This window comes from Chitinimonas lacunae (genome assembly GCF_042650885.1).
GTDB classification, from domain to species: domain Bacteria; phylum Pseudomonadota; class Gammaproteobacteria; order Burkholderiales; family Chitinimonadaceae; genus Chitinimonas_A; species Chitinimonas_A lacunae.
Map to the genome: position 1 here is coordinate 3,830,318 of NZ_JBHSBU010000001.1, position 14,891 is coordinate 3,845,208.

Annotated in this window: 13 protein-coding genes; 10 read left to right on the forward strand and 3 right to left on the reverse strand. The window is 63.4% G+C overall.

Annotation, left to right across the window (positions count from 1 at the left end; all coding sequences use genetic code 11):
- The first annotated feature begins 7 nt into the window (after window positions 1–7).
- The 9 genes from hutC (at window position 8) to ACFOW7_RS16515 (ending at window position 9,942) form a co-directional block, all read left to right on the forward strand.
- A complete protein-coding gene (gene hutC / locus ACFOW7_RS16475; RefSeq protein ID WP_378166302.1) occupies window positions 8–703 on the forward strand; it encodes a histidine utilization repressor in 696 nt (231 codons plus the stop codon).
- A 40-nt stretch (window positions 704–743) separates the two neighbouring features.
- Entirely contained in the window at window positions 744–2,414 is a 1,671-nt protein-coding gene (hutU, locus tag ACFOW7_RS16480; RefSeq protein WP_378166304.1) for a urocanate hydratase, read from the forward strand.
- Between the two features lie 84 nt (window positions 2,415–2,498).
- Complete coding sequence (locus tag ACFOW7_RS16485; protein ID WP_378166306.1) at window positions 2,499–3,266, forward strand: substrate-binding periplasmic protein; 768 nt, start codon at window positions 2,499–2,501, stop codon at window positions 3,264–3,266.
- A gap of 43 nt (window positions 3,267–3,309) precedes the next feature.
- Window positions 3,310–4,521: an imidazolonepropionase gene (gene hutI / locus ACFOW7_RS16490; protein ID WP_378166309.1), complete on the forward strand. Its 1,212-nt coding sequence runs from the start codon at window positions 3,310–3,312 to the stop codon at window positions 4,519–4,521.
- A gap of 235 nt (window positions 4,522–4,756) precedes the next feature.
- Window positions 4,757–5,698: a formimidoylglutamase gene (gene hutG / locus ACFOW7_RS16495; RefSeq protein WP_378166311.1), complete on the forward strand. Its 942-nt coding sequence runs from the start codon at window positions 4,757–4,759 to the stop codon at window positions 5,696–5,698.
- Window positions 5,699–5,993: 295 nt separating this feature from the next.
- Window positions 5,994–7,004 carry an ABC transporter permease subunit gene (locus ACFOW7_RS16500; protein WP_378166313.1) on the forward strand — a complete coding sequence of 337 codons (1,011 nt, stop codon included), beginning with the start codon at window positions 5,994–5,996 and terminating at the stop codon, window positions 7,002–7,004.
- A 15-nt stretch (window positions 7,005–7,019) separates the two neighbouring features.
- A complete protein-coding gene (locus ACFOW7_RS16505; protein ID WP_378166315.1) occupies window positions 7,020–7,934 on the forward strand; it encodes an ABC transporter permease subunit in 915 nt (304 codons plus the stop codon).
- 63 nt (window positions 7,935–7,997) lie between these two features.
- The gene (locus tag ACFOW7_RS16510) at window positions 7,998–8,978 is read left to right on the forward strand and encodes an ABC transporter ATP-binding protein (protein WP_378166317.1); all 981 of its coding nucleotides are present in this window, start codon (window positions 7,998–8,000) and stop codon (window positions 8,976–8,978) included.
- Window positions 8,971–9,942 carry a peptide ABC transporter ATP-binding protein gene (locus ACFOW7_RS16515; RefSeq protein ID WP_378166319.1) on the forward strand — a complete coding sequence of 324 codons (972 nt, stop codon included), beginning with the start codon at window positions 8,971–8,973 and terminating at the stop codon, window positions 9,940–9,942. The genes ACFOW7_RS16510 and ACFOW7_RS16515 overlap by 8 nt, the downstream gene beginning before the upstream one ends.
- A 420-nt stretch (window positions 9,943–10,362) precedes the next feature.
- On the opposite strand, the gene ACFOW7_RS16520 is transcribed toward ACFOW7_RS16515, so the two are convergent.
- The 3 genes from ACFOW7_RS16520 to ACFOW7_RS16530 form a co-directional block, all read right to left on the reverse strand.
- Window positions 10,363–11,013, reverse strand: a complete 651-nt coding sequence (locus ACFOW7_RS16520) for a TIGR01621 family pseudouridine synthase (protein WP_378166322.1) — start codon at window positions 11,011–11,013, stop codon at window positions 10,363–10,365.
- Between the two features lie 5 nt (window positions 11,014–11,018).
- The gene (locus tag ACFOW7_RS16525; protein WP_378166325.1) at window positions 11,019–11,732 is read right to left on the reverse strand and encodes a SapC family protein; all 714 of its coding nucleotides are present in this window, start codon (window positions 11,730–11,732) and stop codon (window positions 11,019–11,021) included.
- A 118-nt stretch (window positions 11,733–11,850) separates the two neighbouring features.
- The gene (locus ACFOW7_RS16530) at window positions 11,851–13,740 is read right to left on the reverse strand and encodes an outer membrane protein assembly factor BamB family protein (protein ID WP_378166327.1); all 1,890 of its coding nucleotides are present in this window, start codon (window positions 13,738–13,740) and stop codon (window positions 11,851–11,853) included.
- A gap of 253 nt (window positions 13,741–13,993) precedes the next feature.
- Between ACFOW7_RS16530 and xth the strand changes: the two genes are divergently transcribed.
- Window positions 13,994–14,764 (forward strand): exodeoxyribonuclease III, encoded by a 771-nt coding sequence (gene xth, locus ACFOW7_RS16535; protein ID WP_378166329.1) that lies wholly within the window; start codon window positions 13,994–13,996, stop codon window positions 14,762–14,764.
- The last annotated feature ends 127 nt before the right edge of the window (window positions 14,765–14,891 follow it).

The window sequence follows — 14,891 nt, forward strand, 5'->3', positions numbered from 1 at the left end:
AAGCCCTATGACCGTACCCGCTTACCAACGCATCAAGGATTACGTTCTCGGCGAGATCCATGCCGGCACCTGGCGTGCCGGCGATCTGGTGCCGTCGGAGAACGAGTTGTCGAAGCGTTTCAGCGTAGCGCGGATGACGGTCAACCGGGCGATCCGTGAGCTGACCACCGACGGGGTGCTGACCCGTACCCAGGGTTCCGGCACCTTTGTCGCCGCCACCAAGTACCAGTCCACCCTGGTCGAGATCAAGAACATCGCCGACGAAATCCGGGCCCGTGGCCATCTGCATACGGCCGAGCTGCTGGTGCTCGACGAGGTCTACGCCGATGCGGCGCTGGCGATGGAAATGGATATGGAAGTCGGCGAAAAACTGTTTCATTCGCTGGTGCTGCACCGCGAGGACGGCAGCCCGATCCAGCTCGAAGACCGCTGGATCAAGCCGCTGCTGGCGCCTGACTATATGAAGCAGGATTTCACCCGCATCACCCCCAACGAGTATCTGACCCAGGTCGCCCCCTTATCGGGCGCCGAATACCGTATCGAGGCCAAGATGCCCGAGCGCACCACCCGACAGCGCCTGGCGATGGAGCGCGACGAGCCTTGCCTGGTGCTCCATCGACGCACCTTCTCGCGCGGAACGGTGGCGACCGTGGTCAACCTCTATCATCCCGCCGGACGCTACCAGTTCAGCGGCTTCTATTGACCGTGGCGCGGCGTTCGCGCCTTCCGCCGGAGAACCGAGCATGACCGACCCCCGTTTCGACCCCAATCGTGTGGTGCGCGCACCGCGTGGCACCGAACTGAGCTGCCGCAGCTGGCTGACCGAAGCGGCTTTCCGCATGCTGCAGAACAATCTCGACCCCGAAGTGGCCGAGCATCCGCAATCGCTGGTGGTCTATGGCGGCATTGGCCGTGCAGCCCGCGACTGGGCCTGTTTCGATCAGATTCTGGCCAGTCTGAAGGCCCTGGGCGACGACGAAACCCTGCTGATCCAGTCGGGTAAGCCGGTCGGGGTATTCCGCACCCATGCCGACGCACCGCGCGTGCTGCTGGCCAATTCCAACCTGGTGCCGCATTGGGCCAACTGGGACCATTTCAACGAACTCGACCGCAAGGGCCTGATGATGTACGGCCAGATGACGGCCGGTTCGTGGATCTATATCGGCTCGCAGGGCATCGTCCAGGGCACTTACGAGACCTTCTTCTCGGTCGCTGACCGTCATTTCGACGGCCAGCCGCAAGGCCGCTGGATCCTGACCGGTGGCCTGGGCGGCATGGGTGGCGCCCAGCCGCTGGCCGCCACCATGGCCGGTTTCTCGATGCTGGCCGTCGAATGCGACGAGAGCCGGATCGATTTCCGCCTCAAGACCCGCTATCTCGACCGCAAGGCCGGCACGCTCGATGAGGCGCTGGCCATGCTGGAGGAGGCGCGCAGCCGTCGGCAGGCCATCTCGGTCGGTCTGCTTGGCAATGCCGCCGATGTCTTTACCGAACTGGTCCGGCGCGGCATCACCCCCGATGTGGTGACCGACCAGACCTCGGCCCACGACCCGGTGCACGGCTATCTGCCGCAGGGCTGGAATCTGGCCGATTGGCGCGCCCGTCAGAAAAGCGACCCGCAGTCGGTGGTCGAAGCGGCCAAGCGCTCGATGGCGGTACAGGTCGAAGCGATGCTGACGCTGCAAAACCGGGGCGCCGCCACGCTCGACTACGGCAACAACATCCGCCAGATGGCCTTCGAGATGGGGGTGAAGAACGCCTTCGACTTCCCGGGTTTCGTACCGGCCTATATCCGGCCGCTGTTCTGCAAGGGGGTCGGGCCGTTCCGTTGGGTGGCCCTGTCGGGTGACCCGGAAGATATCTACAAGACCGATCAGAAGGTCAAGGAACTGATCCCGGACGACCCGCATCTGCATAACTGGCTCGATATGGCGCGCGAGCGGATCGCCTTCCAGGGCCTGCCGGCGCGGATCTGCTGGGTGGGCCTGGGCGACCGTCACCGGCTGGGGCTCGCCTTCAACGAGATGGTGCGCAAAGGCGAACTCAAGGCACCGATCGTGATCGGGCGCGATCACCTCGACTCGGGCTCGGTCGCCAGCCCCAACCGCGAAACCGAAGCGATGCGCGATGGTTCGGACGCCGTCAGCGACTGGCCACTGCTCAATGCGCTGCTCAATACCGCCGGCGGCGCGACCTGGGTGTCGCTGCACCATGGCGGCGGTGTGGGGATGGGCTTCAGCCAGCACGCCGGGGTGGTGATCGTGTGCGACGGCAGCGAAGCGGCCGACCGCCGACTGGAGCGGGTGCTGTGGAACGACCCGGGCAGCGGGGTGATGCGCCATGCCGATGCGGGCTATCCCGAGGCCATCGAGCATGCGCGGCGGATGAAGCTCAATCTGCCGATGTTGGGCTAGTGTCTGGCTCGGCGTCGCCGACGCCGGTCCGAGCGGGTGGCCCGGGAACGGGCCGCCCGGCCTGTAGCGCAAGGAGCCACTTTGATGAAGACGCTGGCACTGCTGGGAATGATCGCCTTGCTTGGTCTGGGCCGGGCTCAGGCGATCGAGGTCGAGGTGGTCGGCAACGACTACTCGGTTCCGAAGATCTACAACGAACAGGGCGAGGCGCGCGGCATTCTGGTCGATATCCTGCGCTATCTCGACCGCGAACTGCCACAGGATACGCTGTCGCTGCGGCTCTACCCGTGGGCGCGCGCCTACAAACTCGCCGAGTCGGGCCAGGTGGCCATTGTCGGTCTGAGCCTGACCAAGGAGCGGCTGGCGATCTTCGACTATTCCGAGCCGCTGTTCTACGACGAGGTGGTGATGGTGGTGAGAAAGGGACGCGAGTTCGAATTCACCGGCATCGAGGCGCTCAGCGGCAAACGGCTCGGCATCGGCTCGGGCGGCACGTTCGGGGACGATTTCGAGCAGGCTCGCCGCAGCGGGGTCTTCATGGTCGATGAAGACAACGGCCCCACGGTGCGGCTGAAAAAGCTGCTGACCGGCCGGATCGACGTGGCCCTGATCAACCCGGGCCGGGCCGGGCTCAATGCGGCGCTCAAGCGCGATCCGGCGCTGATCGGCCGCGAGGACGATTTCTCGGTGCTCGACCGGCCGCTCAAGCGCGATGCCAATTATCTTGGCGTGCCCAAATCGCTCAAGCTGGGCGATTTCCTCGAACGCTTCAATCAGGCGGTGCGGCGCGGTTATTCGAACGGCGCGATTCCGCGCCTGATCGAGCAGTACCAACCCAGACCCACCCCCTGATCCCGGCTCCGGCCGGTTTTCTCAACGATTGACCGATCCGACCATGTCCTACGACACGCTTTTCCGCAGCGTCCATCTGGCGACCTTCGCCGACGCCACTCCCTATGGCGAATTGCGCGACGCCGCCTTGCTGGTGCGCGATGGCCAAATTGCCTGGCTGGGCCGCGAGGCCGAACTGCCGGCCGATCTGATCGACGACGAGACGCTGGAACTCGACTGCGAGGGGCGCTGGCTGACCCCGGGCCTGATCGACTGCCATACCCATCTGGTGTTTGGCGGCGACCGGGCCGCCGAGTGGGAACAGCGGCTCGAAGGGGTGAGCTATGAAGCGATCGCCCGCGCCGGCGGCGGTATCCGCTCCACTGTCCGCGCCACCCGCCAAAGCAGCGAGGACGAGCTGGTCGATGCCGCGCTGCCCCGGCTCGATTGCCTGTTGGCCGAAGGTGTGACCACGCTCGAAGTCAAATCGGGTTACGGTCTCGATTTCGAGCACGAGCGCAAGATGCTGCGCGCCGCGCGGCGCCTGGCTGAGGAGCGCGAGCTGACCGTGCATACCACTTTTCTGGGCGCCCATGCGCTGCCCGAGGAATTCACGGGTCGCGCCGACGACTATATCGATGCCTGTATCGACTGGATGGGACGGTTGGCGCACGAACAGCTGGTCGATGCCGTCGATGCCTTCTGCGAGCACATCGCCTTCAGCCCGGCCCAGGTCGAGCGGCTGTTCGAGGCGGCTGCCGCGCTGAAGCTGCCGGTCAAGCTCCATGCCGAACAGCTGTCCGACCAGGGCGGTGCCGGGCTGGTGGCGCGGCGGCACGGCCTATCGGCCGACCATCTCGAATGGCTGTCGGAGCAGGATATTGCCGCGATGGCCCAGTCGGGCACCACGGCCGTGTTGTTGCCGATCGCCTACTACTGCCTGCGCGACACTCGTCCGCCGCCGATCGAGGCGCTGCGCCGCGCCGGGGTGCCGCTGGCGGTGGCGACCGACTGCAATCCGGGCACGGCGCCGGCGAGCAGTCTTTTGCTGGCGCTCAATATGGCCTGCACCCTGTTCCGCCTGACCCCGGCCGAGGCACTTGCCGGCGTCACGCGCCATGCGGCAGGTGCCCTGGGGCTCAAGGACCGTGGTCGTCTGGCGGTCGGGCTGCGGGCCGATCTGGCGCTCTGGTCGATCGAGCGGCCGGCGCAGTTGTGCTACTGGCTGGGCGGCGCACCGATGGCCGGCCGCTGGTGTGGCGGCGAGGCGGTATAGCGACAAATAGAAATATTTCTGAAAAACATGTGCAAGACATAAGGCGGTGAAGAAGCCATATATAAATATATATGCACCGCCTCCTCAGCAATGTCACATCGACTCCCCTCTGTCCTTCGCCCAGCTATTGACGCGCTCAAGGGCGCGTCCCCCGGACGGTTCCGCGCTGGCCACTTGATCCATGTCAGCACCGGCGAGGGTGGAGGTTTGTTTTCCCTTTCCCGAGGATTTCCCGATGTATTACCCCGCAGACATGAGCAACTGGACCGGCCGGGTCGATGCCGAAGAAGGGGCGTTGGCGCGGCGCTGGCATGAGCGTGTGCTGCCCTGGCGTGCCGAGGAGGTGCCGCTGGGCACGGTGCTGCTCGGCTTTGCCTGCGATGCCGGCGTGCAGCGCAATCAGGGCCGCCCGGGCGCCAAGGCTGGGCCGATGGCGCTGCGTAAAGCGCTGGCCAGTCTGGCCTGGCATCAGAAACGTCCGGTCTACGATGCAGGCGACGTGGTCTGTGAAGGTGACGAGCTAGAAGGTGCCCAGGCGGAGTTGGGCCGCCAGGTGGCTGGACTGCTCAATGCCGGTCATCTGCCGCTGGTGATGGGTGGCGGCCATGAGATTGCCTACGGCAGCTTTCTCGGACTGGCCCGTCATGCCGAACTGCACAGCAAGCCGCCGCGTATCGGCGTGATCAATCTCGACGCCCATTTCGATCTGCGCGCCTCGATTCTGCCGTCGAGCGGCACGCCGTTTCGGCAGATCGCCGAAGCCTGCAATGAGAATGGCTGGCCGTTCCGTTACTGCGTGTTCGGGATTTCGGAGCCAGCCAATACCGAAGCGCTGTTCCACCGGGCGCGCGAGCTGGGGGTGCTGTGGCGGCTCGATGACGAATGCGGCATCGATCAGCTTGAGGCCTTGCGCGATACGGTGACGCTGTTTGCCGACGAGGTTGACTGGCTCTATCTGACCATCTGCCTCGATGTGCTGCCCGGGGCGGTGGCGCCCGGCGTGTCGGCGCCGGCGCCGCGCGGTATCGATCTGGCGGTGGTCGAAGCGCTGATCGACAGCGTGCGGAGCAGCGGCAAACTCAAGCTCGCCGATATCGCCGAACTCAATCCGGCCTTCGACCAGGACCAGCGTACCGCCAAGGTGGCCGCCCGGCTGCTGTGGCGGCTGGCCCGCTGAGCCTGTCAAGGGAAATTTTCCTGCCAGCTTGGTGCAAGGCTGGTAATATCCAATATTCGTTTATTAAAAAACGATAAATCTACGTGCCGGAGCGGCCTCAATAAAAGCCGATCCGGCTCGTCTTGTTTGGCGCTGTCCTGGCGCAACACCGATAGTTTTACGCTGCGCTGCAAATTGCCCCTGGTCGTGATCAGGGTTTAATATCGCGCGCTTTTCCCGTTTCGCCCGTTCTTTCCGGAACGGGCGATCGATCAACCAGGGCCGTGTTCACGGCTTTCGAGGAAGGAGTGAGGGGATGTTTTCCTTCATCCTGCGCAAACTGGCGACGGTGATTCCGACTTTCATCGGCATCACACTGGTTGCTTTCGCGCTGATACGCATGATTCCTGGCGACCCGATCGAGGTCATGGTAGGCGAACGACGCCTTGACCCCGAGATGCACGCCGCCGCCATCAAACGCCTCGGGCTGGACCAGCCGCTGCCGGTGCAATATTTCGATTACCTGGGCAAATTGCTCCAGGGCGATCTGGGTATTTCGCTGGTGACGCGCGAACCGGTGATGAAGGAATTCCTGGTGCTGTTCCCGGCCACGATCGAACTGGCACTGTGTGCGCTGTTGTTCGCCACCCTGCTGGGGCTGCCTGCCGGGATGATCGCCGGCCTCAAGCGCGGTTCGGTGTTCGACCATGGCGTGATGGGCGCCTCGCTGACCGGCTTCTCGATGCCGATCTTCTGGTGGGGTCTGGTGCTGATCATGTTCTTCTCGGTCAAGCTGGGCTGGACACCCGTGTCGGGCCGGATCGACATCGAATACGACATCGCCCAGAAAACCGGCTTTCTATTGATCGACAGTTATCTGTCGGGTGAGGAAGGCGCCTTCAAATCGGCGCTGATGCACCTGATCCTGCCCACCATCGTGCTGGGCACCATTCCGCTGGCGGTGATCGCGCGGATGACCCGTTCCTCGATGCTTGAAGTGCTCAAGGAAGACTATATCCGCACCGCCCGCGCCAAGGGCCTGGCGCCCACCCGCATCGTGGTGATCCATGCGCTGCGCAATGCCCTGATTCCGGTGATTACCGTGATCGGGCTCCAGACCGGCGCCTTGCTCGCTGGCGCCGTGCTGACCGAGAGCATCTTCTCCTGGCCCGGCATCGGCAAATGGCTGATCGAATCGATCCAGCGCCGCGACTACCCGGTGGTACAGGCCGGCATTCTGATTTCCGCCACGATCTTTATCGTGGTCAACCTGGTCGTGGACGTGCTCTACGGCATCGTCAACCCGCGCGTGCGCGGCGGCAAATAAGCCCAGGAGACGATAGTGACGACATCCCTGCCCGGTAGCACGACCGTCGAGGTCGTGCCGAATTTCCCCTCGCCGCTCAAAGAGTTCTGGCAGAGCTTCTCGGCCAACAAGGGCGCGCTGGTGGCGCTGCTGATCTTTGTGTTCCTGCTGCTGTGCGCACTGTTCGCCGGCTGGATCGCTCCGCATGACCCGGTCGAGCAGTACCGCGACCATATGCTGACGCCGCCGTCGTGGATGGAAGGCGGCCTGTCACAGTTTGTGCTGGGCACCGACGAACTGGGACGCGATATTCTGTCGCGGCTGATCTACGGCGCCCGCGTCTCGTTGCTGATCGGCTTTATGTCGGTGCTGCTGTCGATGATCCCGGGCATCGTGCTCGGTTTGCTGGCCGCGTTCTATCCGAACCGGCTCGGCTCCGCGATCATGCGGCTGACCGATATCATGCTGGCGCTGCCCTCGCTGCTGCTGGCCATCTGCATCATCACCATCCTCGGCCCTGGCCTGATCAATACCATGCTGGCGATCGCCATCGGTACGCTGCCGTCCTATGTGCGGCTGACCCGGGCGGCGGCGCTGGCCGAGATCAACAAGGAATACGTCACCGCCTCGCGCGTGGCCGGTGCCGGCACCCTGCGACTGATGTTCCTGACCGTGCTGCCCAACTGCATGGCACCGCTGATCGTGAATGCCACGCTGGGTTTCTCCTCGGCGATTCTCGAAGCGGCGGCGCTGGGCTTTCTGGGTCTGGGCGTGCAGCCGCCCACGCCTGAGTGGGGAACGATGCTGAGTTCGGCGCGCGACTATATCGAGCGTGCCCCGTGGGTCGTGACCATGCCCGGCCTCACGGTGCTGGTCTCGGTGCTGTCGATCAACCTGATGGGCGACGGTCTGCGCGATGCGCTCGACCCCAAGCTCAAGCGCGCGGCCTGACCGCAGCGTCAGTCTGATCCGGCGGGCTTCGGGCCCGCCTCGCCAACTCCCCGGGATTCGCTTATGAGCCTGCTGCAAATCAACAATCTTTGCGTCGAGTTCGGCGCCAAGAACCATCCGTTCCCGGCCGTGGATGGCCTCGATTTCCAGATCGACCGGGGCGAAATCGTCGGTATCGTCGGGGAATCGGGTTCGGGCAAGTCGGTCACCATGATGGCCCTGATGGGCCTGGTGGACGCTCCCGGCCGCGTGACTGCCGATACCCTGCGCTTTGATGGCCACGACCTGCTCAAGCTCAGGGAGAGCGAGCGGCGGCGTATCGTCGGCAAAGATATCTCGATGATCTTCCAGGACGCGCTGACCAGCCTCAACCCGTCCTATACCGTCGGCTACCAGATCATGGAGTCGCTCAAGGTCCATCTGGGCCTGCGCGGCGCCGAGCTGAAGAAGCGGGCGCTGGAGCTGCTGGAAATGGTCGAGATTCCGGCCGCCGCCAGCCGGCTCGATGCCTATCCGCATCAGCTGTCGGGCGGGATGAACCAGCGCGTGATGATCGCGATGGCCATTTCCTGCAACCCCAAGCTGCTGATTGCCGACGAGCCGACCACGGCGCTCGATGTGACCATCCAGGCCCAGATCATGGATCTGCTGGTGCGCTTGCAGAAAGAGCACCATATGGCGCTGATCCTGATCACCCACGATCTCGGGGTGGTGGCCGAAGCGGCGCAGCGGCTGTGTGTGATGTACGCCGGCCAGGTGGTGGAGCAGGCCGAGGTCAATACGATCTTCTCGCAGCCGCGCCATCCGTATACCCAGGCATTGCTCGACGCCATTCCCGAACACAATAAGGGTGCTCGTCGTTTGTCGGCGCTGCCCGGCATCGTGCCCGGTCATTACGATCGTCCCAAGGGCTGTCTGCTCAGTCCGCGCTGCCGCTATGTCCAGGAGCGCTGCCGCCAGACGCGGCCGACGCTCGACGGCGAGATCGCCAAGGTCCGCTGTTTTTTCCCGCTCGACGCCGAAGGAAAGCCGACCCATGTCTGAATTGCTGATCGCTCGCGACCTGACCCGCCATTACCAGGTGAGCCGGGGCTTTCTCAAGGGCCATGCCACGGTCAAGGCGCTCAACGGAGTGTCGTTCTCGCTGGCGCCGCGCCGCACGCTGGCGGTCGTGGGTGAGTCGGGCTGTGGTAAATCGACCCTGGCGCGCCAGCTCACCATGATCGAGTCGGCGACTTCGGGCGAACTGCGTATCGATGGGGTCGAGGTGGCGCACGCCAGCCTTGCCACGATCAAGCAGATGCGCAGCAAGGTGCAGATGGTGTTCCAGAACCCTTACGCCTCGCTCAATCCGCGCAAGCAGATCAGCTCGACGCTCGATGAGCCGCTCAAGATCAATAGCGCGCTGTCCAAGGCCGAACGGCTGGAAAAGGTCAAAGCCATCGTCGCCAAGGTCGGTCTGCGGCCCGAGCATATCCACCGCTATCCGCATATGTTCTCGGGCGGCCAGCGCCAGCGGATCGCGATTGCCCGCGCCATGATCCTCAACCCGAAGATCGTGGTGGCCGACGAGCCGGTGTCGGCGCTCGATGTGTCGATCCAGGCGCAGATTCTCAATCTGTTCATGGATTTGCAGGACGAGTTCGGCACTGGCTATGTGTTCATTTCGCATAACCTGGCGGTGGTCGAGCATGTGGCCAACGATCTGCTGGTGATGTATCTGGGCTCGGCGGTCGAATACGGCGACAAGGCCAAGATCTACGCCCGGCCGCTCCATCCCTATACCCAGGCGCTGATGAGCGCGACCCCGGCGATCCGGCCGGAAGACCGGCGCATCAAGATCAAGATCCAGGGCGAGTTGCCCTCACCGCTCAATCCGCCCACGGGCTGCGCCTTCCATAAACGCTGCCCGTATGCCGTGGAGCGTTGCAGCCAGGAAGTGCCGCTGCTGCGCCAGATCGACGGCCGCCTGGTGGCCTGCCACCGGGTCGAAGAGATCAACGTCTAAGGCCACCTTGCAGAAATCTGGCCGAAATTCAATATTTCGGCCAGAACCTTGCAAGACGAAGTAACAAAGCTAGTAAAAATATATATTTTTCTGTCCAACCTTCTATTGGGCAGCCGCATCCTCCCCCGACCGGAATCCTTCCGGACTCCCCCCGTCTCCCAGCCCTGTCGCCGCCAGACCTGCTGTAGCGCCGCGTCGGACGCTGCTGATCTCGGCAGCAAAGCTCTTCAATCGATAGCACCTGTGGTGCATTGCCGCAGAGGCTGGCGTCTCCCGCATCGCCAAGTGACGACTTGCGCCCATGGCGGCTTCCGTTCCAGCGGACGGGCGTTGGTTGCCAAGCGGCAGCAGGCAGCGTTGTCCTGTGGGTCTTGCTGGGAGGTGGCGGGAGGCCGGGGAGGCTCGGGTGGTGTTGAACGCTCAGGTGCCTTGGATCAGCGCGTCGAGCGCCGGGCCGATGTCGGTCCACAGTTGGCCATGGTGGGGCGGGCACTCGAGCCGGATCGCTTCACCCTGCCAGTCGAATTCAAGGCGCCAAGCGTGCAGATAGCCGCGGTCGGCGGGACTGCCGCCGTAGCGCTCGTCACCGATGATCGGGGCGCCCAGGCTTTTGAGTGCCACGCGCAATTGGTGGGTGCGGCCGGTGTGCGGTTCGAGCAGGAACAGACGCAGTCCGGGCCGGACGGTCTGGCTGCGAAAACGGGTGATGGCGGGATCGCTGCGTTCGCGGCTGAGTCGCCAGCAGCCGTTGCGGCCCTTTTCCATATCGCCGCTGATCAGCCCCTGCTTCTTGAGCGGCTTATGGTCGGACAGCGCCAGATAGGTCTTATGGATACGCCGCTCGGCAAACAACCGACCAAGCTCGGCGGCAGCCGAGGGATGGCGGGCGAGCAGCCATAGGCCCGAAGTGAGGCGATCGAGCCGGTGCACCGGATGCAGGCCATCGAGGCCGCTGGCGCTGCGGGCGAGATCGAGTGCGCTGGTGCCGTCCTGATCGCGGTGGACCGAGAAGCCGGGCGGCTTCTCGACCACCAGGAAGTCGGCGTGGCGATACAGCAGTTCCACGCCCATCAACGTCAGGCTGCCGTCTTCTTTTGCAGACGATCGACCAGCACGTCGAGATTGCGCAGCGAGAACAGGTGAGCGTAGATCAGCGACATCAGACCGTTGGCGAACCACTTGTAGGCGGTTTCCTTGGGCAGCTTGCGCAGCTTTTCGTCGTCGATCACGAACATGCCGTCCATGCTGATGTTCTCGCCGCCGGGCAGTTCGGCCGAGGCCGAGACTTGCTTGAACAGGCCGGCATCGGCCAGTTCCTTCGACCACTCGGCACAGCGCTTGGCGTCGTCGCGCAGGGCGAACAGGGTCTGGGCGATCTGTTTCATGCGCTCGCTGGGCTTGCCGTCTTCGAACACCGGCATGCCGTCATCACGCTTGAGGCTTTCAATGGCGGCTTCGTCGATGCAGACCACGGCCTGGTTGTCCGGGGTTTCCGAGGTGACGAAGGGGTAGCGGCTGATATAGAGCGGGATATAGCGGGCTTGCCAGTGGCCTTCGGCATCGACGAACAGATTCTCGTCGGCGCGCATACCCAGCATCACGGTGGGCAGATAGGCGCCGTTCTCGTCGACGGCGAACACGATCGGGTAGTCACGCATCGCATCGATGAATTCGAAACCGACCACCGGCAGGGCGTGCATGGTATTGGCGAAGCTGAAGTCCGTGACCGGGCCGAGCTTGAGATCGCCGTGGCGGGTCGGATCAACGGGCATGACGTCGCGGTAGAACATGGGTAAGTCCTCGAATCTGGCGCAGGGCGCCGGCTGTGCAGTCAAATAAAACGCTGGGTCGGGAGAGGCCCGACCCAGCGCCGATGCCGCGCCGCCGGAGGGCGGCGGGATGATCCGTCTAGTTTACCGTGTAGACCAGCTTGTAGTCGCCACGTGCCAGCATGTCTTCGAAACTGACACCCATCCCGGCATAGACATTCATGCCACGGGTAGCGCTCAGATCGTTGCCCCGGAACACCGGGATGGTCTTGGGCAGCAATTGGCCGGTAAAGACCGAGGCCAGCGCTTGCGTGCCGTTCCAGGGCACCCACGATTGGCCGTTATAGGCGCTCCAGGCACCCTGGTACTCGGTGGCGATATAGATGCGGCCCATCTTGTTGGCCGCGGCCGAGGACGGCGACACCAACACCGACAGCGTCAGGTTGTTGGCCGTACCGCTGACCTGGGCGGTGGCGTTGAACGGATTGTTCGGCGTCACCACGCTGCCGGCGGTGATGTCGAAGGGGAAGGTACCACTGCCCAGCTTCAGGGTGACCGTATTGGTCTGACCGGTGACACCGGGCACCCGGCCGTATACGGCGATCTTGTCGCCTTCCTTGACCAGGCCCGGCGTGCGGGTCATGGTCTGGCCGTTGACCGAGTAGTCGCCGTTATCGACCGAGATCGGGATCAGCGAATTGACGCCCTTGATCTCGACCACATTGGACATCACCAGCACATTGAGGTTGGTGGTGTAGTAGGCGTCGAAAGCGAAGTCATCGGGCATATCGTCGAGCTTGCCCGGCGCCAGCTTGATCAGATTGCCGTCGTCGGTGGCAATCAACATGGCATTGCGGGTCAGGGCGATCTGGCCGCTGGCGTTGTAGACCCAGTCGGTCTGGCCGCTGTTGAGCGAGATGGCGAACAACTGGCTCAGGCCCGACAGGAACAGGTGACTGTCGGTGACGATCAGATGACCGCGCAGCCATTCGGGGGCCGGGGCGGTCCAGCGCCACAGCAGCCGACCGTCGGTTTCGTCACGGGCCACCACCGAGTGGTTGCCTTCGCGGGCATAGGCGACGCCGTTGGCCACCGAGACCTGGCCCATATGCTGGCCGTCGGCCATCCAGGCGATGCGTCGGTTGGCAAGGTCGATGCTGACCAGACGGCCGCTGTCCGTCACCAAGGCATTGTTATAGCTGCCCAGCGCCGGTGCCTGCTGGTCGAGGTCGCGCCGCACACTGGCGTAGGGCACGTTGACGATAAAGTCGCCCTGACCGGTGACACGGTTTTGCGCCGTCAGCGCACCTTGTGCATAGGTCAGCACATGCTGGGAGTTGATCGAGGGAACCAGCAGCTTGTAGGCACCGGCATTGGCTCCCCAGGTACGTGCCCCGGTGGAGAGGCTGATGCTGTCGACGCCACCGTTGACCGCATTGGCTAGATAGGCCTGGTTTTCATAGAGCGTCGGCGACAGGAAGGAACCCCACAGGGTCGGCACGCCTTCGTTACGCTGAAACAGCGGCTCGCCGTTGAGCGAGTTGTAGATACGGAATAGCGAGCTTTCGTTTTCCTTGGCGGTCTGGGCGTAGATACGGCCATAACCCGGGGCACAGCTGTGGGTGGCACGCTCATCTTCGCTGCAAGGCGGGGCAAAGAGGCTTTGATAGGTGGGGCCGCTCGCGGTGGTCGGGATGCCGAAGTTCATGCGCCAGACCGGCTGACCCTTGTCGAGTTCGAGTGCGACGATATATTTGGAGGCGCAGCGGTCGGTCAGATAGACCATATGGCCGCCGATTACCGGCTGGTCGTTCAGATCGAGGCACGGGCCGCTGACCAGACGGAAGCGAGTACTCCACTTTTTCAGATTGAAATGGTCGCCGACGAAGAACGGTTGATAGCCATTATGGGAGGCGTTGTTCTGGTACATCGGCCAGATGTCGGCGCCTTCGTCTGGGTCGGCGGCATAAGCCGGCAGCGCACCCAGGATCGAAGCCAGTATGGTCAAGTGAGCGATCTTCTTGGACATGGTAATCGAGATAGCCTATGTACGTTGAACTTGGGGCGGGGCCGGCCGGTCCGTGGACGCCGGGTCGATGAAGCCGGGCGGGCGCAAATGCTGTATTCGTAAACGGTTGTATAGTAAAGCAAATCGCTATAAGGCGAAAGCGCGCCAGCACACCGTCATCAAATCTTAGACCAAGTCGCGGCTCCGGTGCGATGGTGGCATCGTTTAGACTATTGGCCATTTTCACGGCCGAGAACTTCCTAACGAGACCGCTATGCAAATTGCCACCTGGAACGTCAATTCCCTCAAAGTCCGCCTGCCGCAGGTGCTCGATTGGCTGGCCGCCCGCCCGGCACTGACCGTGCTGGCCTTGCAGGAGACTAAGCTCGAAGACAATGCCTTCCCGCGCGAGGAATTGGCCGCCGCCGGCTTTCATGTGGCCTATACGGGGCAGAAGACCTATAACGGCGTCGCGCTGATCTCGCGTCTGCCGCTCGAGGACGTGGTGCTGGCACTGCCCGATTTCGTCGACCCGCAAAAGCGCCTGATTGCCGCGACGGTAGGCGGGGTGCGGGTAGTGGGTGGCTATTTCCCCAATGGCCAGAGCCTCGATTCCGACAAGTATCTCTATAAGCTGTCCTGGCTCGATGCGCTGCTGTCCTGGCTGCCGGGCGAGCTGGCCCGCTATCCGAAGCTCGCCCTGGTTGGTGACTACAATATTGCCCCGGAAGACCGCGATGTCCACGACCCGGCCAAATGGGTCGGCGAAGTGCTGGTCAGCCCCGAAGAGCGCCGGCGTTTCCAGCAACTGCTAGATCTGGGTCTGGTGGACAGCTTCCGGCTGTTCGAGCAGGCCGAGCAGAGCTTTTCCTGGTGGGATTACCGCGCCGCCGGCTTTCGCCGCAATGCCGGACTGCGGATCGACCATATCCTGCTGTCGCCGGCGCTGCGCGATCTGTGCCGGAGCTGTGAAATCGACAAAGTGCCGCGCCATGCCGAGCGACCGTCCGACCACGCGCCGGTGATTGCCACGCTCGATATTTGAGTGATATGAGAAAAACGAATAGCTATTCTGGATAAATGCCAAGCAGGATGTGGCATTGGACTCGATAGATATTCCTGAATGGCATGGCTGGTGCTCAATGCCCTTTTTACGCTAACTCACTGGCCGC